Annotated in this window: 22 protein-coding genes, 1 tRNA gene and 1 pseudogene; 17 read left to right on the forward strand and 7 right to left on the reverse strand. The window is 72.6% G+C overall.

Going from position 1 to position 26,270, the window contains the following annotated elements; all coding sequences use genetic code 11:
• Positions 1-17: 17 nt before the first annotated feature.
• Both L7N97_RS21740 and L7N97_RS21745 read right to left on the reverse strand, forming a co-directional pair.
• Entirely contained in the window at positions 18-734 is a 717-nt protein-coding gene (locus L7N97_RS21740) for a haloacid dehalogenase type II (RefSeq protein ID WP_237480349.1), read from the reverse strand.
• 11 nt (positions 735-745) lie between these two features.
• Entirely contained in the window at positions 746-2,059 is a 1,314-nt protein-coding gene (locus L7N97_RS21745; RefSeq protein WP_237480350.1) for an MFS transporter, read from the reverse strand.
• A gap of 181 nt (positions 2,060-2,240) precedes the next feature.
• Between L7N97_RS21745 and L7N97_RS21750 the strand changes: the two genes are divergently transcribed.
• The 3 genes from L7N97_RS21750 to L7N97_RS21760 all read left to right on the forward strand — a co-directional run bounded on the left by L7N97_RS21750 (position 2,241) and on the right by L7N97_RS21760 (position 3,798).
• Positions 2,241-2,648, forward strand: coding sequence for a CidA/LrgA family protein (locus tag L7N97_RS21750; RefSeq protein ID WP_237480351.1), 408 nt, complete (start codon positions 2,241-2,243; stop codon positions 2,646-2,648).
• Positions 2,645-3,358 carry an LrgB family protein gene (locus tag L7N97_RS21755; protein WP_237480352.1) on the forward strand — a complete coding sequence of 238 codons (714 nt, stop codon included), beginning with the start codon at positions 2,645-2,647 and terminating at the stop codon, positions 3,356-3,358. Before L7N97_RS21750 ends, L7N97_RS21755 begins: the two co-directional genes overlap by 4 nt.
• Positions 3,359-3,480: 122 nt before the next feature.
• Positions 3,481-3,798 carry a hypothetical protein gene (locus L7N97_RS21760; protein WP_237480353.1) on the forward strand — a complete coding sequence of 106 codons (318 nt, stop codon included), beginning with the start codon at positions 3,481-3,483 and terminating at the stop codon, positions 3,796-3,798.
• On the opposite strand, the gene L7N97_RS21765 is transcribed toward L7N97_RS21760, so the two are convergent.
• The gene (locus L7N97_RS21765; RefSeq protein ID WP_237480354.1) at positions 3,777-5,201 is read right to left on the reverse strand and encodes a helix-turn-helix domain-containing protein; all 1,425 of its coding nucleotides are present in this window, start codon (positions 5,199-5,201) and stop codon (positions 3,777-3,779) included. The two genes, L7N97_RS21760 and L7N97_RS21765, sit on opposite strands and share 22 nt — an antisense overlap.
• A 164-nt stretch (positions 5,202-5,365) precedes the next feature.
• Here L7N97_RS21765 and aceA point away from each other — a divergent pair, with 164 nt between their 5' ends.
• The 10 genes from aceA to L7N97_RS21815 all read left to right on the forward strand — a co-directional run bounded on the left by aceA (position 5,366) and on the right by L7N97_RS21815 (position 17,921).
• Positions 5,366-6,670 carry an isocitrate lyase gene (aceA, locus tag L7N97_RS21770; RefSeq protein WP_237480355.1) on the forward strand — a complete coding sequence of 435 codons (1,305 nt, stop codon included), beginning with the start codon at positions 5,366-5,368 and terminating at the stop codon, positions 6,668-6,670.
• 81 nt (positions 6,671-6,751) lie between these two features.
• On the forward strand, positions 6,752-6,988 hold the full coding sequence (locus L7N97_RS21775) for a hypothetical protein (protein WP_237480356.1): 237 nt from the start codon (positions 6,752-6,754) through the stop codon (positions 6,986-6,988).
• A gap of 121 nt (positions 6,989-7,109) precedes the next feature.
• Positions 7,110-9,056: an amylo-alpha-1,6-glucosidase gene (locus L7N97_RS21780; RefSeq protein ID WP_237480357.1), complete on the forward strand. Its 1,947-nt coding sequence runs from the start codon at positions 7,110-7,112 to the stop codon at positions 9,054-9,056.
• A 13-nt stretch (positions 9,057-9,069) separates the two neighbouring features.
• Complete coding sequence (locus tag L7N97_RS21785; RefSeq protein ID WP_237480358.1) at positions 9,070-11,805, forward strand: MGH1-like glycoside hydrolase domain-containing protein; 2,736 nt, start codon at positions 9,070-9,072, stop codon at positions 11,803-11,805.
• A gap of 163 nt (positions 11,806-11,968) precedes the next feature.
• On the forward strand, positions 11,969-12,772 hold the full coding sequence (locus L7N97_RS21790) for a hypothetical protein (RefSeq protein ID WP_237480359.1): 804 nt from the start codon (positions 11,969-11,971) through the stop codon (positions 12,770-12,772).
• Between the two features lie 106 nt (positions 12,773-12,878).
• The gene (locus L7N97_RS21795; protein ID WP_237480360.1) at positions 12,879-13,376 is read left to right on the forward strand and encodes a (2Fe-2S)-binding protein; all 498 of its coding nucleotides are present in this window, start codon (positions 12,879-12,881) and stop codon (positions 13,374-13,376) included.
• Positions 13,373-14,431 (forward strand): FAD binding domain-containing protein, encoded by a 1,059-nt coding sequence (locus L7N97_RS21800; RefSeq protein ID WP_237480361.1) that lies wholly within the window; start codon positions 13,373-13,375, stop codon positions 14,429-14,431. Before L7N97_RS21795 ends, L7N97_RS21800 begins: the two co-directional genes overlap by 4 nt.
• Positions 14,424-16,691 carry a xanthine dehydrogenase family protein molybdopterin-binding subunit gene (locus L7N97_RS21805; protein WP_237480362.1) on the forward strand — a complete coding sequence of 756 codons (2,268 nt, stop codon included), beginning with the start codon at positions 14,424-14,426 and terminating at the stop codon, positions 16,689-16,691. Before L7N97_RS21800 ends, L7N97_RS21805 begins: the two co-directional genes overlap by 8 nt.
• Before the next feature lie 105 nt (positions 16,692-16,796).
• A complete protein-coding gene (locus L7N97_RS21810; RefSeq protein WP_237480363.1) occupies positions 16,797-17,786 on the forward strand; it encodes an asparaginase in 990 nt (329 codons plus the stop codon).
• Positions 17,787-17,846: 60 nt separating this feature from the next.
• Positions 17,847-17,921: transfer RNA gene (locus tag L7N97_RS21815), tRNA-Val, on the forward strand.
• A 285-nt stretch (positions 17,922-18,206) separates the two neighbouring features.
• Here the strand turns inward: L7N97_RS21815 and L7N97_RS21820 are convergent.
• Both L7N97_RS21820 and L7N97_RS21825 read right to left on the reverse strand, forming a co-directional pair.
• The gene (locus L7N97_RS21820; protein WP_237480364.1) at positions 18,207-19,076 is read right to left on the reverse strand and encodes an MBL fold metallo-hydrolase; all 870 of its coding nucleotides are present in this window, start codon (positions 19,074-19,076) and stop codon (positions 18,207-18,209) included.
• A 103-nt stretch (positions 19,077-19,179) separates the two neighbouring features.
• The gene (locus L7N97_RS21825) at positions 19,180-19,407 is read right to left on the reverse strand and encodes a hypothetical protein (RefSeq protein WP_237480365.1); all 228 of its coding nucleotides are present in this window, start codon (positions 19,405-19,407) and stop codon (positions 19,180-19,182) included.
• Positions 19,408-19,523: 116 nt separating this feature from the next.
• Here L7N97_RS21825 and L7N97_RS21830 point away from each other — a divergent pair, with 116 nt between their 5' ends.
• From L7N97_RS21830 to selB, 4 genes and pseudogenes are all read left to right on the forward strand, one after another.
• Positions 19,524-19,835: a hypothetical protein gene (locus tag L7N97_RS21830; RefSeq protein WP_237480366.1), complete on the forward strand. Its 312-nt coding sequence runs from the start codon at positions 19,524-19,526 to the stop codon at positions 19,833-19,835.
• On the forward strand, positions 19,832-20,311 hold the full coding sequence (locus L7N97_RS21835) for a hypothetical protein (protein ID WP_237480367.1): 480 nt from the start codon (positions 19,832-19,834) through the stop codon (positions 20,309-20,311). The genes L7N97_RS21830 and L7N97_RS21835 overlap by 4 nt, the downstream gene beginning before the upstream one ends.
• 196 nt (positions 20,312-20,507) lie before the next feature.
• A pseudogene (locus L7N97_RS21840) lies at positions 20,508-21,854 on the forward strand (ABC transporter substrate-binding protein).
• 178 nt (positions 21,855-22,032) lie between these two features.
• Positions 22,033-23,937, forward strand: coding sequence for a selenocysteine-specific translation elongation factor (gene selB / locus L7N97_RS21845; protein WP_237480368.1), 1,905 nt, complete (start codon positions 22,033-22,035; stop codon positions 23,935-23,937).
• Positions 23,938-24,132: 195 nt separating this feature from the next.
• On the opposite strand, the gene L7N97_RS21850 is transcribed toward selB, so the two are convergent.
• Together L7N97_RS21850 and L7N97_RS21855 are read right to left on the reverse strand one after the other, a co-directional pair.
• Positions 24,133-25,134 (reverse strand): ABC transporter ATP-binding protein, encoded by a 1,002-nt coding sequence (locus tag L7N97_RS21850; protein ID WP_237480369.1) that lies wholly within the window; start codon positions 25,132-25,134, stop codon positions 24,133-24,135.
• A complete protein-coding gene (locus L7N97_RS21855; RefSeq protein ID WP_428981014.1) occupies positions 25,134-26,210 on the reverse strand; it encodes a Gfo/Idh/MocA family protein in 1,077 nt (358 codons plus the stop codon). The genes L7N97_RS21850 and L7N97_RS21855 overlap by 1 nt, the downstream gene beginning before the upstream one ends.
• Positions 26,211-26,270 lie beyond the last annotated feature (60 nt).

The raw sequence follows: 26,270 nt of genomic DNA on the forward strand, positions 1-26,270 counted from the left end.
CATCGCGCCCCGCGCCGCTACAGGCCGAGCCCGTCGGCCAGCAGCTCGAAGCTGTCCGCGATCCGGTCCCAATCCGCCTCGGGGCGGAGGTCGGTGGTTTGGCCCGGCCCGTGCTCGGCCGGGCGCGGCACGAAGGCCGTGCGGTACCCGCAGGCGCGGGCCGCCGCGAGGTCGTCGTTGTGGGCCGCCACGAGGCACATCTCCTCCGGCCGCAGCGCCAGCACCTCGGCAGTGCGCAGGTAGCTCTCCGGTGAAGGCTTGTAGGCGCGCACCACCTCGGCCCCGAGGATCGCGTCCCAGGGCAGGCCGGCGCGCTTGGCCACGTCGACCATGAGGGCGATGTTGCCGTTCGACAGCGGCGCCACGATGAAGCGCCGCTTCAGCCGGGTGAGGCCCGGCACGCCGTCGGGCCAGGGGTCGAGCCTGTGCCAGGCGAGGTTCAGCTCGTCGAGCTCGGCCGCCGGCACCGCGGCCGGGTCGATGCCGAAACCGGGCAGGATGGCCGCGAGGTTCTCGCGGTGGAGAACGTCGAGGCGCGTGAAGGGCCGGCGGCCGGAGCGCACCTCCGCCATGGCGGGCTGGTACTCGGCCCGCCACGCGTCCGCGAAGCTGTGCGGGTCGGCCGAGGCCGCGCCGTGGCGGGCCAGGAAGGGTGCCGCCTCGCGCGCCACCCCGCTCCGCCAGTCGACCACGGTGCCGAAGACGTCGAACACGAGGGCGCGGACGCCGTCCATCCCGGACGCCCTCACTCCGCCGCCCTGAGACCGCCGAGCGCCCGCCCTCCGGCCGTCGCGGCGGGGATGGGCTCCTGGATCAGCGTCCAATAGCCGGCCGCCGCCACCAGCGCGACCGCGGCGCCGACCAGGAAGGCGACGGAGAAGTGCCCCGTGCCCTGCACGATGTAGCCCGTCACGAGCGGGGCGAGCGCGCCGCCGATGTAGCCGCCGAAGTTCTGCATGGAGCCGATGGAGGCGGTGCAGTGGGCCGGCGCCGCGACCGACGCCATGGCCCAGGCCGAGGACGAGCACAGGTAGACCAGGAACAGCGAGGCCGAGATGCAGGCGATCGCCACGGCGTCGCTCGGCGTCAGCGCCGCGACCGCCGTGAACCCCGCCGTCGCGACCAGCGACGTCGCCATCGGGATCTTGCGCGAGCGGATGGGATCGACGCCCCGGCGGATCAGCATGTCGACGACGCGGCCGCCGATCACGCCGCCCACCACCCCGAACGCGAAGGGGATGGAGCCGACGATGCCGGTCTTCGACAGGGTGAAGTGCCGCTCGATCTCCAGGTAGCTCGGCAGCCAGGCGGTGTAGAGCCAGGTCATGTAGATGCAGCCGAAATAGCCGATGATCATGCCCCAGGTGGTGCGGAAGGCGAACAGCCGGCGCCAGTCCGCCCAGGTGACGCGGGCGGCGGCATCCGGCGCGTCGCCCTCGCTGAGGAAGGCCCGCTCGGCCTCGTCGAGCGCCACCTCGCGCGGGTTGCGGAACACCAGGAAGACCGTCGCGGCGAGCAGGAGGCCGGCGCAGCCCATGGTGACGAACATGGCGCGCCAGCCGAAGCTCACCATCAGGAAGGTGAGCAGCGGCAGCGCCACGAAGGTGCCGAGCGAGGAAGCGCAGTTCCAGATGCCCGTCGCCGTGCCGCGCTGGCGGATGTTGAACCAGTCGCGCGACACCCGCGCGCAGGTCGGGAAGTGCGGCGCCTCGCCGATGCCGAGCACCACGCGGGCGCCGATGAACTCGCCGAAGGAGGTGACGATCCCGCCGAGCATCTGGCCGAGCGACCAGCAGGCGAGGCCGACCGTCAGCGTCAGCCGCGCGCCGAGCCGGTCCGCCAGGGCGCCCGCCGGGAGCTGCGAGAAGGCGTAGGCCCACAGGAAGGCCGACAGCAGCACGCCCATGTCGGCGAGGCTGAGGCCCATGTCCTGGCGGATCAGCGGGTTCGCCACCGCCAGCGTGGCGCGGTCGACGTAGTTGACGACGCCCGCCGTGACCAGGAGGGCCAGCGAGATCGTCTGGATGCGCCGGAGCCGCGGCGTGCCTCGAGCCTGCATGGGGTTTCCTCCAGGGGCTCCCGGTCGGAAGCCGCGCCCGCCCGTCCGTTCTCGGCTCGTGGCGGTCGCACCCGCATTCTGCACCGTTTCCGCGCGGGCGAAAGGCGCTTTCGAAGGGCCGAGGTTGCACTCCGGAGCCCGGCGGGGCATCGAACCCGCTTTCTCGGGCGGGAGTGGCGGAATGGTCCTGGGCTTCGCGGTTCTGCTGGTGTGCCAACTCGCCGGCGAGATCGCCTCGCGCGGCCTCGGACTGCCTGTGCCCGGCCCGGTGCTGGGCCTCGTGCTGGTGGTCGTCGGCTTCGCGGTCTGGGGGCGGGGGCGCAGCGATGCCGAGGTCGCGGCGAGCCCGGTGGCGCGGGTCGGCGACGGGCTGCTGGGGAACCTCGGGCTGCTGTTCGTGCCGGCCGGCGTCGGCGTGATCCAGTACGGCGGGTTGCTGAGGGCGCAGGCCTCGGCGCTGGCCCTGGCGCTCGTCGGCTCCACCGCCATCACGCTGGTCGTCACTGTCCTCGTCTTCGTCTTCGTGTCGCGGCTGATGGGGCGCCGGGCCGCCGACGAGGCGCCGGGCAACGGGGGGGACGCCGCGTGAACACGGTCTTCGGCCTCTGGATCTACCTGTCGACGACGCCGCTCTTCTGGCTCACCGTCACGCTTCTGGCCTGGCTCGTCGCGGACGGGGTCGCGAAGTTGTCGGGCCGGCACCCGCTCGCCAATGCGGTGCTGATCGCGGGCGCGATCGTGGGCACGATGCTCATCGGCTCGGGCACGAGCTACCGCACCTATTTCGACGGCGCGCAGTTCATCCACTTCCTGCTCGGCCCCGCCACGGTGGCGCTGGGCATCCCGCTCTACCGCAACCGGACGCTGGTGGTCCGCAACCTCGTGCCCATGATGGCGGCGCTGTTCGCGGGCGCGCTGGTGTCGATCGCCTCGGCGCTCGGCCTCGCGGCGGCGCTCGGCGCCCCGCGCGACGTGCTGGCCTCGCTGGCGCCGAAGTCCGTCACCACGCCGGTCGCCATGGCGGTGTCGGAGCGGCTCGGCGGCCAGCCCTCGCTCACGGCCGCGCTCGTGATCCTCACCGGCATCCTCGGCGCCGTGATGGTGACGCCGCTGATGAACGCCCTGCGCATGACGGATTTCGCGGCGCGCGGCTTCGCGGCCGGGCTCGCGGCGCACGGGATCGGCACGGCGCGGGCCTTCACGGTGGACACCGTCGCGGGCACCTTCGCCGGCATCGCGCTCGGACTCAACGCGCTGGTGACGGCCGTGCTGGCGCCGGTGGTGCTCGGGCTGTTCTGACGGGGCGGACGTGGTGGGATGCGCGGCTCGGCCCAGGTCACCGGCCCCGTCATGCTCCGCTTCCGCTCGGCCCTCGACGCCGCCTTCGGCGCGCGCATCGAGCGCGTGGTGCTGTTCCGATCGTGGCCCGCTCGGCCTGCTATGCGACGCTCCACGCCGCCGAAGCGCTGATCTTCGGGCGGACCGGCAGGGCGGCGAAAACGCACTCCGGCGTGCGCCCCGTCTTCGCACGATCGACGAAGGATCTGCCTTGTCCGGATCGCGACCTCGCCGGCGTCCTGTCGCGCGCCTTCGAGCGCAAGGAATCGGCCGACTGCGGCACGGATCCCGCGCGCATCATCACCGACGAGATCGCGTCGGAGGCGACCGACGCTGCGCAGCGTCTCATCGACCGCGTCGAGGCCCTCCTCGGCGTCCCTCACCCCGGCGCGAAGGGGTAGGGCGACACCGTCTTGCGGAAGTCGTCCACCACCAGCGTGCGGCTCACCGGCTGGGCGGCGCGGGCCGGGCATTCCGGGCGCTCGCAGATGCGGCAGGCGGGGCCGATGGGCGTGACCAGCGGGGCGGCGAGGTCGAGGCCCCGGGCATAGGCGAGCTTGCCGGCGTGCTTCAGCTCGCAGCCGAGCCCGATCGCGAGCTCGCCCTCGTGGCCCGCCTCCTCGCCGGGCCGGCGCACCGTGCGGGCGAGTGTGAAGTAGCGCTCGCCGTCCGGCGTCTCGACGATCTGCGTGACGATGCGGCCGGGCACCCGGAAGCTCGCGTGGATGTTCCAGCGCGGGCAGGCGCCCGAGAAGCGCGCGAAGGGGAAGGACGCGGAGGCGAAGCGCTTCGACACGTTGCCGGCGGGGTCGATCCTCAGCATGAAGAAGGGGATGCCGCGCGCGCCCGGCCGGCTCAGCGTGGTGAGCCGGTGGCAGCCCTGCTCGAAGCTCACGCCGAAGCGGGATTTGACGCGCTCGACGTCGTAGCCCGCGGCCTCGACGGCGGCCAGGAAGGGCCCGTAGGGCATCAGCACCGCGGCGGCGAGATAGTTGGCGAGCGACACGCGCAGCAGGCTGCGCGCGGCGGCGTCCGGCGGGCCGGCGCGGGCCGCGATGTCGTCGATCGGTCCCGCGCCCTCGAACAGGGCGAGCTGGTACGCGCAGGCGAAGCTCCGCCCCGAGGGGCCGAGCAGCTCGGACAGGAACAGGCGCTTGCGGTGGTGGTCGTAGCGGCGCAGCGCGTTGCCCATCGCCTCGGTGCCGAGAACCTGCACGCGGATGCCGTAGCGGGCGAGCAGCCGCGACCGCAGCGCCGCCGCCACCTCCTCGGCCGAGCCCGGCCCGAGCTCGGCGCTCAGCATCTCGCCGCGCTCGTCGAGTTCTGGGAAGTAGTTGCGGTGGGCCCCGATCGTGTCGCGCACCCAGTCGGTGGTGGTGACGACGCCCTCGACGGCCTCGCCCTTCAGCGCCCCCAGCTCGGACGCCCGCTTGCGGTCCGCATAGGCGCGGTAGAGCCGCACCATCGCCTCCGCGACGCCCGGCGAGGCCTCGGCGAACTCCGACACCTCGAACTTCGACAGGGCGAGGTCCTTGAACAGCGGGTCGGCCAGCACCTCGGCGAGGCTCGCCGGCCCGCCCGCCTCGGCCTCGGCCGCGAAGGCGCGCAGGTCGAGCTCGTAGGCCTCCGCGAGCCTCAGCAGGACCTGAGCGGTCACGGGGCGCTGGTTGCGCTCGAGCAGGTTGAGGTAGCTCGCCGACAGGCCGAGGTCGGCCGCCATCGTGGCCTGGGTCAGGCCGAGGTCGCGACGCAGCCGCCGCAGGCGCGGGCCGAGGAACAGCTTGCGGTCCTGTCGTGGTTCCATGCTGTCATGCTGTCACGAATTTACAGTCCTGACCAGAGCGGGGTCATACAAGGCGGCTTCTTGATCGGATTGCCGCCGTTTACGGCAGACTGCACAAGGGTTTAGCCTCGCGTCAGATCGAGCGGCAGTGGTGTCGTCGAACGGTCCCGATGAGTGAGGAAGCCATGAGCGATTTCGCCCGATTCGTCCCGCAGGCGCCGGCCGGCCGCTACGACGGCATCGAGCGGCCCTACTCGGCCGCGGAGGTCGAGCGGCTGCGCGGCTCGTTCCCCATCGCCCACACGCTGGCCGAGCGCGGCGCGAACCGCCTGTGGCAGCTTCTGCGGGACGAGCCCTACATCAACGCGCTCGGCGCCGTCACGGGCAACCAGGCGATGCAGATGGTCCGCGCGGGCCTCAAGGCCATCTACCTGTCGGGCTGGCAGGTCGCGGCCGACGCCAACACGGCCGGCGCCATGTACCCGGACCAGTCGCTCTACCCCGCAAACGCCGCGCCGGAGCTGTGCCGCCGCATCAACCGCACGCTCCAGCGTGCCGACCAGATCGAATCCTCCGAGGGCGGCGCCAAGCGCGACTGGTTCGCGCCCATCGTGGCGGACGCCGAGGCCGGCTTCGGCGGCCCGCTCAACGCCTTCGAGATCATGAAGGCCTTCATCGAGGCGGGCGCGGCCGGCGTCCATTTCGAGGACCAGCTCGCCTCGGAGAAGAAGTGCGGCCACCTCGGCGGCAAGGTGCTGATCCCCACCGCGGCCCACGAGCGCAACCTCGTCGCGGCCCGCCTCGCCGCCGACGTGATGGGAACGCCAACCCTCGTCGTGGCCCGCACCGACGCGGAAAGCGCCAAGCTCATCACCTCCGACGTCGACGAGCGCGACCGCCCCTTCATCGACGGCTCCGACCGCACGTCGGAGGGCTTCTACCGCTTTCGGAACGGCGTCGACGCCTGCATCGCCCGCGGGCTCGCCTACGCGCGCTACGCCGACCTCCTGTGGTGGGAGACGAGCCACCCCAACCTCGACGACGCGCGCCGCTTCGCCGAGGCGATTCACCGGCGGTTTCCGAACAAGCTGCTGGCCTACAACTGCTCGCCGTCCTTCAACTGGCGCGCCAAGCTCGACGAGGCGACCATCGCCAAGTTCCAGCGCGAGCTCGGCGCCATGGGATACAAGTTCCAGTTCGTCACGCTCGCGGGCTTCCACAGCCTCAACCACGGCATGTTCGAGCTGGCCAGCGGCTACCGCGACCGCGGCATGGCGGCCTATTCCGAGCTGCAACAGGCGGAGTTCGCCTCCGAGGCGGCCGGCTACACGGCGACGCGCCACCAGCGCGAGGTCGGCACCGGCTACTTCGACCGCGTGAGCCAAGCCATCACGGGCGGGCTGTCGTCCACCACCGCGATGGGCGAGTCGACCGAGTCCGACCAGTTCGAGGGCGCCGCCGAGCCGCACCTGTCCGTCGCGGCCGAGTGAGCGGCGGCGCCTGATCCCCTCCCGGACCCGGCGGCGCTCCGCCGTGTCCGATCCCTCGATCCCGAGATCCGGAGACGTGCCATGAACGCGATGCCCCAGGGCGAATTCCGCCCGCTGCCCAACACCAACGAGACCGACCACGAGCGCGCCGTGCGCCGTGTCGCCGACGCCGTGCACCGCGCCAACGAGGCGATCCTGCGCGCCGTCGACGCCGGCGTGTCGGTCGAGCTGATCCGCGTGTCGCGCTACCACGACGGCCGCGGCAACTGGGGCGACCAGATGGTCCCCACCATTCGCGAGGCCAAGAAGGAGGGCTGAGGCGGCCAGCCGGGGCGGGATAGCCCCGCTCCCCGGCGAGGAACAAACGCCGCCCGAAGCCGTCTCCCCTCGGAATCCAACCGAGGCTCGGCCGTGCCGGGCGGCGAGGACGCTCCACCGCATGGCCGACGACGCCGAGCCCGACCATCCCCAGGCGCAGGACGCCGCCGAGTGGCTCGAAGCGGACGGCCTCGGCGGCTACGCGTCCGGCGCCGTCGACGGCGTGCGGACCCGCCGCTATCACGCGCTGCTGATCGTGCCCCGGACGCCGCCGACCGGCCGGACCGTGCTGGTCAACGGCGTCGAGGCTTTCGTCGAGACCGTGGGCGGGCGCTTCGCCCTGACCTCGCAGCGCTACGCCCCCGGTGTGCTCGACCCCGATGGGGCGTCCCGCATCGCGCGCTTCGAGCGCGACCCCTGGCCGACCTGGACCACCGCGCTGCCGGACGGGACCGAGATCGCGCACGAGGTCTTCGTCGAGCCGCATTCGGGCGAGGTCGTGCTGCGCTGGCGCCGGCTGTCCGGCCCCGACGGGCGCTGCACGCTGAGCGTCCGGCCCCTGCTGACGGGCCGCGACCACGGCGACCTCCACCGCGAGAACGACGCCTTCCGCTTCGACGCCGAGGTGACGGGCGGCAATGTCACGTGGCGGCCCTACCCGGGCCTGCCGGCCGCGACCGCGTTGACCGACGGCGCCTATCGCCACGCCCCGCTGTGGCTGCGCGACGTGCTCTACACGGTGGAGCGCGAGCGCGGCCTGCCCGACACGGAGGACGTGGCCTCGCCCGGCCTGTTCACCTTCGACCTCGCCGCCAAGGCCGCCACCATGGTGCTGCGCGCCGGCGACGGCCGCATCGCGGAGGCGGCCGGCCACGCGGAGGACCTCGCGAAGGCGGAGAAGCGCCGCCGCAAGCGCCTCGGCTCGGCGCTCGCCCGCGCGGCCGCGTCCTACGCGGTGGAGCGCGGCGCCGGGCGGACGATCGTGGCCGGCTTCCCGTGGTTCACCGACTGGGGGCGCGACACCTTCATCTCCATGCGCGGGCTCCTGCTCGCCACCGGGCGGCTCGACGAGGCGCGGGCCGTGCTGCTCGGCTGGGCCGCGGCGGTCGACGGCGGCATGCTGCCGAACCGCTTCCCGGACACCGGGCAGGCGCCCGAGTTCAACGCCGTCGACGCCTCGCTGTGGTTTGTCGTGGCGGTCCACGAGACGCTCGACGCCTGCGCGGCGGCCGGCGAGCCCCTGTCGGCCGGCGACGAGGGCAGGCTCCGCGCCGCCGCCGAGGCGGTCCTCGACGGCTACGCGCGCGGCACGCGCTTCGGTATCGGCATGGACCGGGACGGCCTGATCCACGCCGGGCAGGAGGGCGTGCAGCTCACCTGGATGGACGCCATCACGGACGGGACCGTGTGGACGCCGCGCCGCGGCAAGCCCGTCGAGGTGCAGGCGCTGTGGATCAACGCCCTGGCGATCGCGGCGGCGCGGTGGTCGCGCCGCTGGGCCGAGCCGGAGGCCCGCGCGCGGGCGAGCTTCGCGCTCCGCTTCCCGAACCCCGCCGGCGGGCTCTACGACGTGGTGGACGCGGACGGCGCCCCCGGCACGGTGGATGCCAAGGTCAGGCCCAACCAGGTGTTCGCCGTGGGCGGCCTGCCGTTCCCGCTTCTGGACGGCGAGGCCGCGCGCGGCGTGGTGGACCTGGTCGAAGCCAGGCTCTGGACCCCGCTGGGCCTGCGCACCCTCGCGCCCGACGACCCCGACTACATCCCGCGCTACCGCGGCGACCTCCGCCGGCGCGACGCCGCCTACCACCAGGGCACGGCCTGGCCGTGGCTGCTCGGCCCCTTCGTGGACGCTTGGCTGTCGGTGCGGGGGCGCGGCGGCAAGGCGAAGCGCAAGGCCGCGGCCCGCTTCCTGCAGCCGCTGACCGACCACCTCGACCGCAACGGCCTCGGCCACGTGTCCGAGGTGGTCGACGGCGACGCCCCCCACCACGCCGGCGGCTGCCCCTGGCAGGCCTGGTCGCTCGGCGAAACGATCCGCATCCACCGGATGCTGGACCTCACCATCTGACGAAGGACCGCCGATGCCCGACTTCGACCGCAGCAAGGCCGCGCCCTGCCTCAGCACCGCCGAGGGCGTGCGCCTGCGCGACGCCGAGGCCGGAGGCTGGCGCCGCTGGGGGCCGTACCTGTCCGAGCGCGCCTGGGGCACGGTGCGCGAGGACTACTCGAAGGACGGCGACGCCTGGAACTACTTCCCCCACGACCACGCCCGCTCGCGCGCCTATCGCTGGAGCGAGGACGGCATCGCGGGCTTCTCGGACGAGCACCAGCGCTGGTGCCTGGCGCTGGCGCTGTGGAACGGGCACGACCCGATCCTGAAGGAGCGCATGTTCGGGCTCACCAACGCCCAGGGCAACCACGGCGAGGACGTCAAGGAGCTCTGGTACTACGTCGACGGGACGCCGACGCACAGCTACATGAAGACGATCTACAAGTATCCGCAGGCGCCGTACCCCTATGAGGACCTGATCGCCGAGAACGCCCGCCGCAAGCGGACCGACGCCACCGCCTTCGAATACGAGCTGTTCGACACCGGCGCCTTCCGCGAAAACCGCTATTTCGACGTCACGACAGAATACGCCAAGCATTCGCCCGACGACATCCTGATGCGGGTGCGGGTCGCCAACCGCGGGCCGGAAGCGGCGGACCTCCACGTCCTGCCCCACCTGTGGGCGCGCAACGTCTGGTCCTGGGAGGAGGGGCACGAGAAGCCGACGCTCGCGCTCCAGGGCGACGGCAGCGTGCTGGCGCAGCGCGCCCACGACGTCGACCGGCGCTTCTCCTCGCTCGGCCCGGTCGAGTGGCTGTTCTGCGAGAACGAGACGAACCGCCGCCGCCTCTACGGCGAGGAGGCCGCCGGCTACTACAAGGACGGCATCAACGACCGCGTGGTTTCCAGCGACCACGGCGCGGTCAACCCGGAGCACCGCGGCACCAAATGCGCCGCCTGGACATGGCTCAACGTCGATCCCGGCGCCGAGATCGTGCTCCGCTTCCGCCTCGCGCCCGCCGACGCCGGAGCGCTCGACGAGGCCGGCTTCGACGCGGTGCTCGGCCGGCGCATCGCCGAGGCCGACAAGTTCTACGCCGCCGTGCAGCAGGACATCGAGGACCCCGACGCGCGGCTCGTGCAGCGGCAGGCCTTCGCCGGCATGCTGTGGTCCAAGCAATACTACCACATGGACGTGCGCCGCTGGCTCGCGGGCGACCCCGCCATGCCGAAGCCGCCCGCCGAGCGGCTCACGGGGCGGGACAGCGACTGGAAGCACCTTCTCAACGCCGACATCATCTCGATGCCGGACAAGTGGGAATACCCCTGGTACGCGGCCTGGGACCTCGCCTTCCACTGCACGGTCTTCGCGCTGATCGACCCCGAATTCGCCAAGGCGCAGCTCATCCTGCTGTGCCGCGAATGGTACATGCACCCGAACGGGCAGTTGCCCGCCTACGAGTGGAACTTCGGCGACGTGAACCCGCCGGTGCACGGCCTCGCGGCCTTCCGCGTCTACCAGATGGACCGCGCCATGACGGGCACGGCGGACCGCGAGTTCCTGGTGCGGATCTTCCACAAGCTGATGCTGAACTTTACGTGGTGGGTGAACCGCAAGGACATCGACGGGCGCAACGTGTTCCAGGGCGGCTTCCTCGGCCTCGACAACATCGGCGTCTTCGACCGCTCGAAGCCGCTGCCGACGGGCGGCTTCATCTCGCAGGCCGACGGCACGGCCTGGATGGCCTCCTACTGCCTGAACCTGCTGCAGATCGCGCTCGAGCTGGCCGAGACGGACCGGTCCTACGAGGACATCGCCACCAAGTTCTTCGAGCATTTCCTGCTCATCGCCGAGGCCATGACGACCATCGGCGAGGACGGCCACGAGGGCGACGAGCTCCAGGGCCTGTGGGACGAGCGGGACGGGTTCTACTACGACATCCTCAACCTGCCCGACGGCAGCCGCGTGCCCCTGAAGGTGCGCTCGCTGGTGGGGCTGATCCCGCTCTGCGCCGTCGCGGTGCTCGACGGTACGATCACCCGCAAGTTCCCCGACTTCGCCGAGCGCCTGCGCTGGACGCTGCAGCACCGCCCGGACCAGGCCAAGCTCGTGTCGCGCTTCGGCGAGCCCGGCAAGGACAACCGCCTGCTCCTGTCGCTGCTGCGCCGCCACCGCATGCAGGGCCTGATGATGCGGGTGATGGACGACACGGAGTTCCTGTCGAACTACGGCATCCGCTCCGTGTCGAAGTTCCACAAGGACCATCCCTTCACCTACGACTGGGACGGCACGCGCTTTCAGGTCGACTACGAGCCAGCCGAGTCCACCACGACGCTCTTCGGCGGCAACTCCAACTGGCGCGGCCCGATCTGGATGCCGATCAACGTCGTGCTGATCGAGGCGCTCTACGAGTTCGAGAAGTTCTACCACGACGAGGAGTTCACCATCGAATACCCGAAGGGTTCGGGCAAGATGCTGAACCTCGCCGACATCGGCGCCGAGCTGACGCGCCGGCTGAACGCCATCTTCCTGCGCGGGCCGGACGGCCGCCGCGCCGTGCTCGGCGGCAACGAGACCTTCCAGACCGACCCGCACTTCCGCGACCTGATCCCGTTCCACGAGTATTTCCACGGGGACGACGGCGCGGGCCTCGGCGCGGCGCACCAGACCGGCTGGTCCGGCCTCGCGGCCTTCCTGCTCCAGCCCCGCAAGCGCTCGGCCGGCACCTTGATCCCGGTCACGAGCACCAAGGGGGAGGCGCACTGAGGGCCGGAGCGGCAGGTCGCTCCGCCTCCCTTTGGCGGGGGGCGTGACGCCCTGCCGGACGCGACGCACGCCGGGATGGAAAATCCTTGCCCGCGACCGCAGGTCATACAATCATGGGCGAGGGGCGCCGCCGCGGCGATCCCCGTCCAGAGGGGAACCTGCCATGGCCGACGAGGCGCACAAGCTCCATGCCGAAGGCGGCGCTGCCAACCGATTGATGGCGCTCCGCGGAGGACGGCTCTTCGAGATCAAGGTTCCCGACGGGGCCTGGACGCGCGACTGGCCGGAGCCGGCTCCCGCCCACTTCACAGCCCTGACCTTCACCGAGCAGACAAACGAATACACCTTCGTCTCCGCCCTCACCGAGGACGGCACGCTCTACGCGATCGGCGTGCCCGGCGGCGGTTGGGCCAAGGACTGGCCGACCAAGCCGCCGAAGCAGCTCTACAGGATCGCCGGCAAAAGCGGCGTCGACCCCTACCTGTTCGGCCTCGACGTCGAGAACACGCTCTGGGCCACCCAACTGCCCGTCGGCGGATGGGTGCCGGACTTCCCGCAGCGACCGCCGTCCCCCCTCGTCGACATCGCAGCCCAGGGCGGCAGCGATCCTCACCTCTTCGGGATCGGCCAGGACGGCAACCTGTATGCGATCGGCCTCGACGGCGGGGGGTGGGTCAGGGACTATCCGAAGCCGCCACCCGTGCCGCTCCAAAGGCTCGCCGTCCAAGACGGGCCGACCGGGATGTTGCTGGCGATCGACGTGAACAACAGCCTGTGGGCGCTCGGCCTTCCGGACGGCGTGTGGGTCCAGAACTGGCCGAAGGCGCCGCCCTCGGCGATCTTCGACATCACGGTACAGAGCGGGGGCGGGAACTACCTGTTCGTCACCGGCGAAACGGAGACGATCTACGCGATCCAACTGCCCTTCGGCAAATGGCAGAAGGACTTCCCCGCGCCTCTCCCCTGATCGCCCCGCCGCTTCGGCCGCGCGCTGCGGCCGCAGCACGCGCCCCGCCCGCCGACTTCCCGCCGTTCTTTGGAAACGCTATAAGTCCGGCCACGGAGGCGCTGCCATGAGCATACCCATCACGCTGACCATCAACGGGGAGCGGCGGGAGATCGCGCTCGACGACCCCCGCGTCACACTGCTCGACCTGCTGCGCGAGCGGCTCGACCTCACCGGCACCAAGAAGGGCTGCGACCGCGGCCAGTGCGGCGCCTGCACGGTGATCGTGGACGGCCGCCGCGTGAACAGCTGCCTGGCCCTGGCGGTCAGCCACGACGGCTCGGACGTCCTCACCATCGAGGGGCTGGCGAAGGACGGCGCGCTCCATCCCGTGCAGGAGGCCTTCATCGCGCATGACGGCTTTCAGTGCGGCTTCTGCACGCCGGGCCAGATCATGAGCGCGGTCGGCCTGATCCGCGAGGCCCAGGCCGGGAACGACCCCGAGCGCGTCCGCGAGGCGATGAGCGGCAACATCTGCCGCTGCGGCGCCTACCAGGGCATCACCGAGGCGGTGCTCGACGCGCAGGGCCGCATGGCCGGCGGGTTCAAGGAGGCCGCGGAATGAAGCGCTTCGACTACACCCGCGCCGCCACGCCGGCCGAGGCGATCGCGGCCTCCGCGGCCGAGGGCGCCGTCTATCTCGGCGGCGGCACCAACCTGCTCGACCTGATGAAGGGCAACGTCCTGCGCCCCGACCGGCTCGTCGACGTCACCCACGTGGCCGGCCTCGACCGCATCGAGCGGCTCCCGGACGGGTCGACCCGCGTCGGCGCGCTGGTGCGCAACGGCGACCTCGCCCACGACCCCGCCTTTGCCAAGAGCTACCCGGCGGTGGCCGAGGCGCTGCTGTCGGGCGCCTCGGCGCAGCTCCGCAACGCCGCCACCACCGGCGGCAACCTGCTCCAGCGCACCCGCTGCCCCTACTTCACCGACGGGGTGAGCGCCTGCAACAAGCGCGTCCCCGGCTCGGGCTGCGACGCGGTCGGCGGCGACACGCGGCTCCACGCCGTGCTAGGCTGGAGCGACAGCTGCATCGCCGTCCACCCGTCCGACTTCTGCGTGCCGCTCGCGGCGCTCGGCGCCACTGTCGAGATCGAGGGCAAGGGCGGCCCGCGCTCCGTGCCGCTGGTCGAGTTCCACCGCCTGCCGGGGGACGAGCCGCAGCGCGAAACCGTGCTGGAGCCGGGCGACCTCGTGACCGCCGTGGTGCTGCCGGCCGAGGCGGCGGGCTTCGCCGCGCATTCGCGCTACCTCAAGGTCCGCGACCGCACCTCCTACGCCTTCGCGGTCGTGTCGGCCGCCGCGGCGCTGAAGCTCGACGGGGACCGGGTCGCCGAAGCCCGCCTCGCCTTCGGCGGCGTGGCGCTGAAGCCGTGGCGCTCGGCCGAGGCCGAGGCCGCCCTCAGGGGCCAGCCCGCCACCGTCGCATCGTTCCGCCGCGCCGCCGAAGTGGCCCTGGCCGATGCCAAACCGTCCGGCGACAACAGCTACAAGATCGAGCTCGCCCGCCGCATAGCGGTGCGGGCCTTCACGCTGGCCCTCAGCGGCACGCCCGAGCGCGTGCCCGCCCTGCCGGCCTCCCCCTTCTCGTCCCCGCTCGGAGTCGCCGCCCATGCCTGAGCAGCCCCACACCCACCACCGCCACGGCTCCAACGTCGGCCAGCCGCTCACGCGCCGCGAGGGCGTCGCCAAGGTCACCGGCGCCGCCACCTTCGCGGCCGACAACCACCCGGAGGGCATGCTCTACGCGGCGCTCTGCACCTCGACGATCGCGCGCGGACGCGTCAGCCACCTCGACGTCGCCGCCGCCAGGGCCCATCCCGGCGTGGTCGACGTGATGACGCCCGGCGACGTCCCCGCGCTGGCCTACGACCCGGACGAGAAGGACAACCCCTTCACGTTCAAGATGGACCTCCTGCAGAACGACCGCGTCCGCTACGCCAACCAGGCGATCGCGGTCGTGATCGCCGACACGCTGGAGGCAGCCACCGAGGGCGCGGCGCTGCTGGCGCCCCGGTACGAGGTCGAGCCGGCCCGCATCGGGCTCGACGGCAACGAGTTCTTCGTGCCGCCCGCGGTCGGCGTCGGCGAGCCGCCGGACGTCGACAACGGCGGCGACGTCGAGGCCGGCTTCGCGGGCTCGGCCAAGGTCTTCGAGGCCACCTACGAGACGCCGGCGCAGTACCACAACGCCATGGAGCCCCACGCGATCGTGGCGGCCTGGGACGGCGACAAGCTCACGGTCGACACGCCCAGCCAGGCGCTCACCATGGGGCAGGGGCGCATCGCCCAGCTGCTCGGCATGGATCCGGCCAACATCCTGATCCGCTCGCCCTACCTCGGCGGCGGCTTCGGCTCCAAGGCGCTGGTGAAGGGCCCGCAGATCCTCGGCATCCTGGCCGCCAAGCGGACGGGGCGGCCGGTGAAGCTGGTGCTGCGCCGCGACCAGATGTTCGGCCCGGTCGGCCACCGCGCCCCGACGCGCCAGACCGTGAAGCTCGGCGCGGACGAGCACGGGCAGCTCCAGGCGATCCACCACCACAACCACACGGCCACCTCGTCCTTCGACGACTTTTACGAGCCCGCCGCCAACCTGTCGCACACGCTCTACGCGGCCCCGGCGCTGAGGACGTCCCACACGGCGGTGCGTATCGACACCGGCACGCCGCTGTTCATGCGCGCGCCCGGCGAGGCTTCGGGCTCGATCGCCCTGGAGAGCGCCGTCGACGAGATGGCCGAGGCCTGCGGCATGGACCCGCTGGCCTTCCGCCTGAAGAACTACGCCGAGGTGGAGCCGATCTCCGGCAAGCCCTTCTCGTCCAAGAACCTGCGCGAGTGCTACGAGCGCGGCGCCGAAGCCTTCGGCTGGTCGAAGCGCGCCGCCAAGCCCCGCGCGATGCGCGACGAGGCGGGGCTCTTGGTCGGCTACGGCATGGGCACGGCCACCTTCCCGGCGCTGATCTTCGCCGCGACCGCCAAGGCCTCGATCCTGGCCGACGGCACCGGCCTCGTCGAGATCGGCGCGCAGGACATGGGGCAAGGCGCCTGGACCGCGCTGGCGCAGATCGCCGCCGACGGCCTCGGCCTCGGCATCGACCAGGTCGAGTTCCGCATGGGCCGCTCGGACCTGCCGGACGGCGGCATCGCGGGCGGCTCCGGCCACACGGCGACGGCCGGCAACGCCATCCACGCGGCGGGGCTGGACGTCGTCGCCAAGCTGGCGCGCCTCGCCACCGACGACCAGCGCTCGCCGCTGTTCGGCGCCGGCAACGCGGGCGTGATCGCGAAGGACGGCCGCCTCGTGCGGCGCGACGACGAGAGCCGGTCCGAGTCGTTCTCGGACATCCTCGGCCGCGCCGGCCTGCCCGCGATCGAGGGCCAGGGCAGCGCGGGCGCCGACCAGGACGCCCAGAAGCGCTACGCCATGCACGCGCACGGCGTGGTCTTCGCCGAGGTCAAGGTCGACCCCGACCTCGGGCAGATCCGTTGCACGCGCCTCGTCGGCGCCTTCGCGGCGGGCCGGGTCATCAACCCGCGGCTGGTGCAGAGCCAGTATTTCGGCGGCATGATCTGGGGCGTGAGCTTCGCGCTGCACGAGGAGGCCGCCATGGACCACCGCTCGGGCCGCGTGCTCAACAACAACCTCGGCGAATACCACGTGCCGGTGAACGCCGACATCCCGTCGCTCCAGGCCATCCTGGTCGACGAGAAGGACAGCATCATCAACGCGCTGGGCGTGAAGGGCGTGGGCGAGATCGGCATCACCGGCACGGCCGGCGCCATCGCCAACGCGGTCTACCACGCGACGGGCGTGCGGGTGCGCAACGCCCCGATCCGCCTCGACATGCTGCTCGGCGACCTGCCGCTCGCCGCGGAGTGACGCCACTGTCCTTCTCCCGCGCGTGCGGGAGAAGGGCCACACCGCGCCTTGCCCCCGTGCCGCTCGCCTGTCACTGACCCGCTGAAATCCATCTCAGGGGGCTCAATGCGGAAGATCGCCTTCATCGGCACCGGCGGCACCATGTCGTCGCTCGGCGAGGACAGCCTCGACATCCTCGACTACGGCCGCCACGAGCGGCGGCTCGACGCGCCCGCCATCGCGGCGGCCGTGCCGGAGTTGGCGCGCGTCGCCGATGTCCGCGCCGTGGCGTTCCGCGCCATCGACAGCTCCGCGATGGACTTCTCCGCGTGGCACGAGCTGGCGACGCTCTGCACCGAGCTGGGTGCGGACCCCGACCTCGCCGGCATCGTGATCGGCCACGGCACCGCGACCCTGGAGGAGACCGCCTACGCGCTCGACCTCACGCTGAAGCTCGACATCCCCGTGGTGATGGTCGGCTCGCAGCGGCCGCTGAGCGGCCTGTCGTCGGACGCGCCGGCCAATCTCCTCGGCGCCGTGCGGGTCGCCGCCGATCCGGCCTCGCGCGGGCGCGGCGTGCTGGTCGTGCTCAACGACGAGATCCAGGCGGCGCGCGACGTGGCCAAGACCTCGACGGCCCGGCTGCAGACCTTCCGCACGCCGGACTTCGGCGTGCTCGGACAGGTCGACGGCCCGCACGTGCGCTACTACCGCCGCTCCGAGCGGCGTCACATGCCCGACACCGAGTTCGACGTCGCGGCGCTGGCCGCGATGCCGCGCGTCGACATCGTGCTGTCCTACGCCGGGGCGGACGGCACGGCGGCGCGGGCCTTCGTGGCCGCCGGGGCGCGCGGCCTCGTGCAGGCCGGCTTCGCGCCCGGCATGCCGACCGAGGCCGAGTTCGAGGCGCTGCGCGAGGCGGTGGCGGCCGGCGTCGCCGCCGTGCTGGCGACGCGGGTCGGCAGCGGCGTCGCCCTCGACGGGGAGCGCGTGCGCGCCGGCGGCGTGGTCGGCGCCGACAACCTGTCCCCGTGGAAGGCCCGCATCCTCCTGGCGCTGGCGCTGACCCGCACCTCCGAAGCGGCCGAGATCCGCCGCATCTTCGCGACCTACTGACGGGGCGAGGCGGATTTTCCGCTTGCGCCGCGCGCCGTCGCCGGCTAGATAAGCGTCATCGGGCGGTTAGCTCAGTGGTAGAGCACTGTGTTGACATCGCAGGGGTCACAGGTTCAAACCCTGTACCGCCCACCAATACAGCAGAGGCCTTCGGATAGGATCCGGAGGCTTTTCGCTTTTCTGGCGCTACAAGTCTCGCCCCTTCCGGGAGAGGGGCTTCGCGAAGCAAAGGCGGAAGAGGGGGGCGTGACACCGCCCCCAGGGGCATCGCAGGCCCGACGCGATCGGACCTGTCGCGTCCGGGTGGCCCCTCCGCGCGCTTCGAAGCTCTCTTTCGGAAGGGCGTCGCCGAACCCTCTCTGTCCGAGGTCACGCCCTCCTGCGGGGTGAGGAGGGGTGTCGGCGACGCTCGTCCTCACCTCACAGCAGCGCGGAGGTCCAGGGCAGGTCGACCTTGCGATAGGCCGCGCCGTCCTTCTCGACCGTGATGAAGCCCGGCATGTTGAAGTGCATCCCCGCCACCGCGAGCTTGTCCGATGCCACCCGGTCCAGGATCTTCAGGCGGGTCGTCCGCGCCGCGTCCGGGTCGACGTCGAAGCCCACCGTCACCTCGGGCTTCGCGATCTGGATGTCGGGGAAGTGGACGATGTCGGCCCACAGCAGCAGGCCGTCCGAGCCGGACTTCAGGTGGTAGCCCGAGTGGCCGGGCGTGTGGCCGGGCAGGGCGATCATCTCGACGTCGGGCAGGACCTCGCCGGGCTGCGCCAGGCGCAGGCGGTCGCCGTAGGCGTCGAAGGCCTGGCGGGCTTCCGTGAACAGGAACTCGAAGTCGCCGGCCCGCGCCTTGACGCTGTCGTCGCGCCAGAACTTCGCGTCGGCCTCGCTGATGACCACTTCGGCCTTGGGGAACACCGCCTTGCCGTGCAGCGTCAGGCCGCCGATGTGGTCGACGTGGCCGTGGGTGAGAAGCACCGCGTCGACGTCCGCCGGCTCGATGCCGGCCGCCGCCAGCGCGATCGGGAATCGCCCGCCCCAGCCGTTGAAGCCGCCCGCGCCGCTGTCGACCAGGACCGTCTTGCCGCGGCCCTGGATCGCGTAGGAGCTGATCGAGAAATGCGCGAGGGGCGGCCGGTGCGCCGCCTTCAGCATGGCCTCCGCCTCGGACGCCTCGATGCCCTGCAGGTAGCCCCAGGAGCCGTCGAGGAATCCGTCGCTCAGGTAGGTGACGACGTAGTCGCCGACCTTGCGGCGGTTCAACGCCGGGGCCTGCACGTCGGGTTGGATGGTCATGGGTCGATCTCCGGGCCGGCCCGGAGCGGTCCCGGGGGCGACGGGGTTATCGTGCGCGCGCCCGGCCCCGGCAAGGCGACGGGCCGGGGCGGGCGACCCGGCCTCAGTTGCCCGAGGCGGCCGCGTCCTTGAACACGGAGGCGTCGACCGCGTCCTCCGTGCGGAAGAAGTGGAAGCCGCGGTGCTCCACCTCCTGCGCGGTCTCGGCCGAGGCCTCCCACGGCCCCATCAGCGTCCAGTCCTTGTGGCCGAGCTCGGTCGGCAGCATGGCGCCCGACTTCACCACCAGCCGCACGTGCGGCTCGTCCTTGTAGACCCAGCATTCGTACATGGCGCGTCTCCTTCGGGTTCGAAGTGCCGCCGGGTGCCGCGACGTCAAGGCCCGCACCTTTCCGCGCGTCCGGCGCGTTGCCGCGCAGGACACGCGACGGGACGAACAGGGGCACCATGGCACACGACGTACCGAGCGGGCGGAGCGGCGACACCGTGCTGCAGCTCAAGGACGACATCGACGCCGGCCGCACCGGCACCAAGGTCGCCACGGCCGACCCCGGCATGGCGTCGCTCGGCACCTGCGAGGAGGCCGGCGGCAATCCTGCGACCCCGGCCGAGATCGCGCTCGCCCGCAAGGAGGAGAAGAAGATTGGCCGCATCGCCACCGCGGACGACAAGCCGGCCACCAACATGCCGCTCGTGGCGATGATCGCCGTCGTGGTGGTCGTCGCGATCGTCGCCATCGCGTTCTACCTCACGCGATGACGCAGGAGCGCTTCGCGGGGCTCGGCACCGCCGCCCTGGTCACGGGATCGGTCGCCAGCGCGCTGTCGTTCGTCGGCCTCGCGGTGGCGGCCGAGGCGGAAGGCAAGGCGCCGCTGAGGCCCATCAACGCGACGAGCCACTGGCTCAACGGCGACTTCGCGGGGCTATATGGCGGGGCCGACCGGCGCCGCACCGGCGTCGGCTATGCCACGAACCACGCCGCCTGCCTGTTCTGGGCCTTGCCCTTCATGGCATGGCAGCGGGCGCGCCCCGCCGGGAGCGCGGGCGCCCTGATGCGCGACGGCCTCGCGATGGCGGCGATCGCCGCGGCGGTGGATTACGGCGCGACCCCGAAGCGCTTCACGCCGGGCTGGGAGCTGGTGCTGAGCAAGGCCGGCATGGCGGGCGCCTATGCGGCCCTGGCGGTCGGCTTCGCGGCGGGGGCCTCGCTCGATCGGCGCCGATTGCGACGCTGAACCCTCGGTGATAGCCTCCGCTCACCCCGGCCAACACGGGGACGACGGAGGAGTGCAACGCATGGCTGAGGCGTCGGCCGGACCCCCCGACTGGGGTCCGCACAACACCGTGAGGGTCGTCGACCCCTCGCCGGTGAACTGGCTGTCCATCACCTGGAATACGATGGAGGAGCCGAACCGCGTCGACCACGAGGGTATGGCGCAGCCCAGCCTCGCGGCGGGCTGGCGCTGGGTCGACGACGAGACGCTGGAGCTCGACCTGCGGCGGGGCGCCGTCTACCAGGACGGCGAGCGCTTCGACGCGGCCATGTTCAAGCTGGCCTTCGACAAGGTCCAGGAATGGACCAACCCGCACCCGCCCGGCGCCTTCCTGAACTTCAGCCGCGACACCGCGCTGGAGGTGGTGGACGACAACACCGTGCGCATGCGCTTCCCCGGGGGCGACTCCGCGGCGCTGATGAAGCTGCGCGGCATGCACATGCCCTCGACGCGCTTCTGGAACGAGTGGGGCTTCGTCGACCCCGAAACCGGGACGGCCGAAGGCCACTGGTGAGTCATCGATGCGCCCGGTCCGTGGGGGACTGGTCCATTCGTGCTCGCCGAGGGCATCTCGACGCTGAAGTCCCGCTCGCCGGAGGTCGTCCTCCTGCCGAACGAAAACTACTGGAATCCCCAGCGGCGCCCGCGGGCCCGTATCGTCTACGACAACGCCATCTCGCGCGAGGACGCGCTCGCCTCCGTCGCCGCCGGTGACGGCCGCGTCGACGTGGTCACCGACCTGACCATCGCCGAGGCGCGCGCCTTCGACGGCGGCGGCAAGGCGAAGCTCGTGTCGAGCCCCGCCAAGACCGTGCTGACCGGCATGTTCAACGGCACCAAGCCCGGTTCGCCCTGGAACGACGAGGCCCTGCGCCGCGCCCTCAACGGGGCGATCGACCGCGAGGCGCTGGTCAGCCGCGCGATGGACGGCCGCGGCGTGGTGATGGCGGCGCTGATCCAGCCCGGCCGCTACGGCGCGGATGCGGCGATGAAGCCGCATGCGCGCGACATCGCGGCCTCGGCCGAGGCGATCGAGCGGGCGGGGATGAAGGGACGCGAGATCCTCGTCCTGTCCTCGCCGGCCTGGCGCGAGGTGGTCGAGGAGCTCGTACGCCAGCTCGCCGAGGTGGGGCTCACGGTGAAGCCCGACTTCTCCAAGGCGGATCCCCCGCCCGAGGGGTGGGACATCGCGCTCTGCTGGAATCACGACTGGTCGCCGCAGTACCCGGTGGGGCCGATCCACCGCGAGTTCTTCGGCTCCGACGGCGCCTTCCGCTCCATGCCGGCGGACGAGGGCTTCGACGCCCTCTACCGCAAGCTCCTGCGGACGCCGCACCAGCCCGCCCAGGAGGAAGTGACGCGCGAGGTCGAGCGCTACGTGCACGACCACGCCATGGGGCTGTTCCTGTTCTCGCCGCACACGATGTTCGCGGTGAGCGACCGGGTCAGCTTCACGCCCTACGACACGGCCATGTCGGAGCTGGCGGAAACCTACGTGAAGTGACGATGGAGGCGCGGCCGCGAGGTCGCGCCTCCATCACCGCCGCGAGCGCAGCGAGGCGATCCAAGGGCGCGTCGTGCGCCGCCGCGCGAGCACGCCTGACGCGGAACGTGCGGGCTGGATCGCTTCGCTGCGCTCGCGATGACGGAAGACGAAGCAGAGAACTCCCTCAAGCCACCGCATGATCATCGCCACCGCCGGCCATATCGACCACGGCAAGACCGCGCTGGTGCGGGCGCTCACGGGCGTCGACACGGCGCGCCTCCCGGAGGAGCGCGCCCGCGGCATGACGGTGGATCTCGGCTACGCCTACGCGGCCGGCCCCGGAGGCTCGCGCATCGGCTTCGTCGACGTGCCGGGCCACGAGCGCCTGGTCCGCACCATGGTGGCGGGCGCCACCGGCGTCGACCTCGCGCTGCTGGTCGTCGCGGCCGACGACGGCCCCATGCCGCAGACGCGCGAGCATCTGGCCGTGCTCGACCTGCTCGGCCTGACACGCGCCGTCGTGGCTCTGACGAAATGCGACCGCGTCGAGCCGGCCCGCGCAGCGGCAGCCGAGGCCGAGGTGCATGCGCTGCTGCGCGGCACCGGGCTCGCCGGCGCGCCCCTCGTCCGCTGCTCCTCGGTCACGGGCGAGGGCGTCCCGGCGCTGCGGGCGCTGCTCGACGCCGCGGCGCAGGGGCCCGCGCCGCCCCCGCGCGGGGGCTTCCGCCTCGCGGTGGACCGCGCCTTCAAGGTCGCGGGCGCGGGCTTGGTCGTCACCGGCGCGGTGCACGGCGGCGGTGTCGCGGTCGGCGACCGGCTGCTGCTGGCCCGCACGGGGGCGGAAGTGCGGGTGCGCGGTCTCCACGCCCAGAACCGCCCGGCGGAGCGCGGCGGCGGCGGCGAACGCCTCGCCCTCAACATCTCCGGCCCGCGCCTCGACCGCGGCCCTCCTGCCCGGGGCGACTGGCTCGTCGATCCCGAGCTCGCGGCCGAGAGCGCCCGGCTCGACGTGATGCTGCGCCTCCTGCCCGGCGAAACGCGGGCGCTCAAGCACTGGACGCCCGTCCACGTCCATCTCGGCGCCTTCGGCGCCACCAGCCGCGTGGCTCTGCTGGAGGGGGCGAGCCTCGCGCCGGGCGCCACCGCCCTGGCGCAGCTCGTCCTCGACGCGCCGACGGCCGCGCTCGGCGGCGACCGCTTCGTGATCCGCGACCAGTCTGCGACGCGCTCGCTCGGCGGCGGCCGCGTGCTCGACCCCGCGCCGCCCCGCCGCGGCGCCCGTCGGCCCGAGCGGCTGGCCGCCCTGCGCGCCCTGGCGCTGCCCGACGCGGAGGCGTTGTCGGCGCTGGTCGAAGGTTCCGCCGCCGGCGTCGACCTGCGCTGGTTCCGCGGCACCCGCAACCTGACAGAGGCGGAGGCGTCGGGCCTCGGCGTGCAGGCCGTGGCGCTCGGCGGTCTCCTCTTCTCGGTCCGACACCGCGAGGTCCTGCGCGGCCGCATCCTGAACGCCGCCGACGCGCAGGTGCGGGCCGACCCCGATGCGCTCGGCTCCACCGCCGACGGGCTGCTGCGCGCGCTGCCGGTCGCACAGCGCGCGCCCGGCCGCGAGGCCCTGCGTGAGCTCGCCGCCGAGGGGCTGGTCGACCGCCACGGCGCCCTCTATCGCCCGCCCGGCCACACCCCGCAGCTCGGCCCTGCCGAGGAGGCGCTGGCCGAGGACGTCGAGGCGGCGCTGCGCCGCGCCGGCGCCGATCAGCCGCGCGTGCCTCTGCTCGCCGAGCGGCTCGGCGCGCCGGAGGCGGAGCTGCGGGCACTCCTGACCAAGCTCGGGCGCCTGGGGCGTCTCACCCGCATCGCGCCGAACTATTATGTGCTGCCCGAGACGCTTGGCGCGCTCGCCCGCGCCGCGGCGGCGGTGGCCGGGGAGGCGCCGGGCGGGCTGCTCACGGTGGGCCGCTTTCGCGACGCGACCGGCATCAACCGCAACGCCGTGATGCCGGTGCTGGAGTTTTTCGACCGGGCCGGCTTCACCACGCGCCGGCCGGACGGGCGTGCGCTGCGCGCCGATAGGGTCGGGGTTTTCGAGGGCGGCTCAGCCTGACCGTCGCGCTCGGGGATCGCCCTCCGCCCCTCGAGGAGCGCCAGGTGTCTCGGCCGCAGGCCGAGACGGATCCGGGCTGAACGGCGCGGCACGGGCTCGATCTTCGAGGGCGCTGCGTCCTCGCCATCCGTCGCCGCTCAGCATCGACGTCTTCCTCCACAGAGGAAAGGCGGGGCGTTCGTCGCCTCGGACCCCTCACCCCCCGATCGTCCGCCCCTCCGCGTCGAAGCGGTGCACCCGGCCGTCGCGCGGCGTCAGCCCGATCCGGGTGCCGACCTCGTGGGCGTCCTCGCCGCCGATCCGCGCGGTGAGCATCCCCATGCCGGGCACGTCGACGTAGAGCATCGTGTCCGAGCCGAGGTGCTCGGCGTGGCTCACCGTGCCGCTCCAGGCGCCGTCCTCCGACACCGCCAGGTGCTCCGGCCGCACCCCGATCGCGGCCGCGCCGGCGCGCGCCGCGGCCTCGCCCTCGACGAAGTTCATGGTCGGCGAGCCCAGGAAGCCCGCGACGAAGCGGTTGGCCGGGCGGCGATAGAGGTCGAGCGGCCGGCCGGCCTGCTCGACGACGCCGGCGCGCAGCACCACGATGCGGTCCGCCAGCGTCATGGCCTCGACCTGGTCGTGCGTGACGTAGACCATGGTGGCGCCGAGCTGGCGGTGCAGCTTGGCGATCTCGAGCCGCGTGCCGACGCGCAGGGCCGCGTCGAGGTTCGACAGCGGCTCGTCGAACAGGAACAGCGCGGGCTCGCGCACGATGGCGCGGCCGATGGCGACGCGCTGGCGCTGCCCGCCGCTGAGCTCCGCCGGCCGCCGGCCCAGCAGGGCGTCGAGCTGGAGCAGCGCGGAGGCGCGCGCCACGCGGGCGGCGATCTCCGCCTTCGGCACGCCCTCCTGCTGCAGCGCGAGGCCCATGTTGCCCGCCACGGTGAGGTGCGGGTAGAGCGCGTAGCTCTGGAACACCATGGCGATGCCGCGCCGGGCCGGCGCCACGCCGTTCACCAGCCTGCCGCCGATGCTGAGGTCGCCGGAGGTCTGCTCGTCGAGTCCGGCGATGATGCGCAGCAGCGTCGACTTCCCGCAGCCCGACGGTCCGACGAAGACCGTGAACTCGCCCCGCTCGACCTGGAGGTCGATCCCCTTCAGGATCTCGACCGGCCCGAAGCTCTTGCGGATGGCGCGCAGTTCGAGGGCGGCCATCACAGGTCCTCCGGCAGGTCGATCGCGCGGTTCTCGCGCATGGAGCGGTCGGCGGCCAGCACCACGGCGAGCGAGCGCAGCGCGTCGTCCATGTGGCGCGACAGGTCCCGGTCTTCGCGGATCGCGTCCCGCACGAAGCGCTGCTCCAGGGCGCAGAGCGCGTCGTGGCCGGGTTCGTCGGCCGTCGAGATCCAGGCGTCGGGCTCCGCGAAGCCGCCGTCCGGTCCCCGCGCGGCGCCGTGGAGGCGCAGGCGGGCCGTCTTGGTGTGGGTGTCGACGTCGGCCGAGTCGGCGCCCGGCTCCATGACGATCGAGGCCGAGCCGCGCGGCCCCATCACGTCCTTCACGAAGAAGGCCTCTCGCGAGATCATCGGCCCCCAGCCGGCCTCGTACCAGCCGACCGAGCCGTCGGCGAAGAGCACCTGGAGGTGGCCGTAGTTGACCTGATCTTCCGCGATCTCGTCGGACAGGCGCACCCCCATGCCGCGCACCTGCACGGGGCGGGCCTGCGCGATCTGGAGCATCACGTCGACGTAGTGCACGCCGCAGTCGACGACCGGGCTGGTCGACGCCATGAGCCGGCGGTGGATCTCCCAAGCCGCCCCGGCCGACTGCTGGTTCAGGTTCATGCGCATCACGAAGGGCGGCCCCACCCGCCGCGCTTCCGCGATGAAGCGCCGCCAGCTCGGGTGGTGGCGCAGGATGTAGCCGACCACGAGCTTGCGTCCCGTGGCGCGCGCGCAGTCGACCACGCGGCGCGCGTCGGCGATGTCGGCGGCAAGCGGCTTCTCGACGAAGACGTGGGCGCCCGCCTCCATCGCCGCGACCGCGAGGTCGGCGTGGGTGTCCGTGTAGGTGTTGATCGACACGAGGTCGGGCCGGAGCGCGAGCCCCTCCGCGAACGAGGCGAGGCGCGGCGCCGCGGCCAGCTCGGCCGGCAGGTCGACGGCCGAGCGGTTGACGAGGCCGACGATGTCGAAGCCCTCGCGGTCCCGCGCGTAGGCGAGCGCGTGGCTGCGGCCCATCTGGCCGAGGCCGACGACCAGCGTGCGGAGCGGCGCGGTCAGGGTGCCCACGGGGATGAGCGCTCCATCTGATCCTTCTCCGGTGAGGCCCGTCGCTTCGGGGGCGCTCAT

Origin of the sequence: Lichenibacterium dinghuense, assembly GCF_021730615.1 — a bacterium.
In the GTDB taxonomy this organism is placed as follows: domain Bacteria; phylum Pseudomonadota; class Alphaproteobacteria; order Rhizobiales; family Beijerinckiaceae; genus Lichenihabitans; species Lichenihabitans dinghuensis.

Excerpts from the sequence above, each read along its gene's own strand:
- L7N97_RS21850 (WP_237480369.1), bottom strand. The coding sequence starts at position 25,134 with ATGGCCGCCCTCGAACTGCGCGCCATCCGCAAGAGCTTCGGGCCGGTC.
- L7N97_RS21780 (WP_237480357.1), top strand. The coding sequence starts at position 7,110 with ATGGCCGACGACGCCGAGCCCGACCATCCCCAGGCGCAGGACGCCGCC.
- L7N97_RS21810 (WP_237480363.1), top strand. The coding sequence starts at position 16,797 with ATGCGGAAGATCGCCTTCATCGGCACCGGCGGCACCATGTCGTCGCTC.
- selB (WP_237480368.1), top strand. The coding sequence starts at position 22,033 with ATGATCATCGCCACCGCCGGCCATATCGACCACGGCAAGACCGCGCTG.
- L7N97_RS21795 (WP_237480360.1), top strand. The coding sequence starts at position 12,879 with ATGAGCATACCCATCACGCTGACCATCAACGGGGAGCGGCGGGAGATC.
- aceA (WP_237480355.1), top strand. The coding sequence starts at position 5,366 with ATGAGCGATTTCGCCCGATTCGTCCCGCAGGCGCCGGCCGGCCGCTAC.
- L7N97_RS21790 (WP_237480359.1), top strand. The coding sequence starts at position 11,969 with ATGGCCGACGAGGCGCACAAGCTCCATGCCGAAGGCGGCGCTGCCAAC.
- L7N97_RS21835 (WP_237480367.1), top strand. The coding sequence starts at position 19,832 with ATGACGCAGGAGCGCTTCGCGGGGCTCGGCACCGCCGCCCTGGTCACG.
- L7N97_RS21750 (WP_237480351.1), top strand. The coding sequence starts at position 2,241 with ATGGTCCTGGGCTTCGCGGTTCTGCTGGTGTGCCAACTCGCCGGCGAG.
- L7N97_RS21805 (WP_237480362.1), top strand. The coding sequence starts at position 14,424 with ATGCCTGAGCAGCCCCACACCCACCACCGCCACGGCTCCAACGTCGGC.
- L7N97_RS21825 (WP_237480365.1), bottom strand. The coding sequence starts at position 19,407 with ATGTACGAATGCTGGGTCTACAAGGACGAGCCGCACGTGCGGCTGGTG.
- L7N97_RS21765 (WP_237480354.1), bottom strand. The coding sequence starts at position 5,201 with ATGGAACCACGACAGGACCGCAAGCTGTTCCTCGGCCCGCGCCTGCGG.
- L7N97_RS21830 (WP_237480366.1), top strand. The coding sequence starts at position 19,524 with ATGGCACACGACGTACCGAGCGGGCGGAGCGGCGACACCGTGCTGCAG.
- L7N97_RS21775 (WP_237480356.1), top strand. The coding sequence starts at position 6,752 with ATGAACGCGATGCCCCAGGGCGAATTCCGCCCGCTGCCCAACACCAAC.
- L7N97_RS21800 (WP_237480361.1), top strand. The coding sequence starts at position 13,373 with ATGAAGCGCTTCGACTACACCCGCGCCGCCACGCCGGCCGAGGCGATC.
- L7N97_RS21785 (WP_237480358.1), top strand. The coding sequence starts at position 9,070 with ATGCCCGACTTCGACCGCAGCAAGGCCGCGCCCTGCCTCAGCACCGCC.
- L7N97_RS21820 (WP_237480364.1), bottom strand. The coding sequence starts at position 19,076 with ATGACCATCCAACCCGACGTGCAGGCCCCGGCGTTGAACCGCCGCAAG.
- L7N97_RS21745 (WP_237480350.1), bottom strand. The coding sequence starts at position 2,059 with ATGCAGGCTCGAGGCACGCCGCGGCTCCGGCGCATCCAGACGATCTCG.
- L7N97_RS21740 (WP_237480349.1), bottom strand. The coding sequence starts at position 734 with ATGGACGGCGTCCGCGCCCTCGTGTTCGACGTCTTCGGCACCGTGGTC.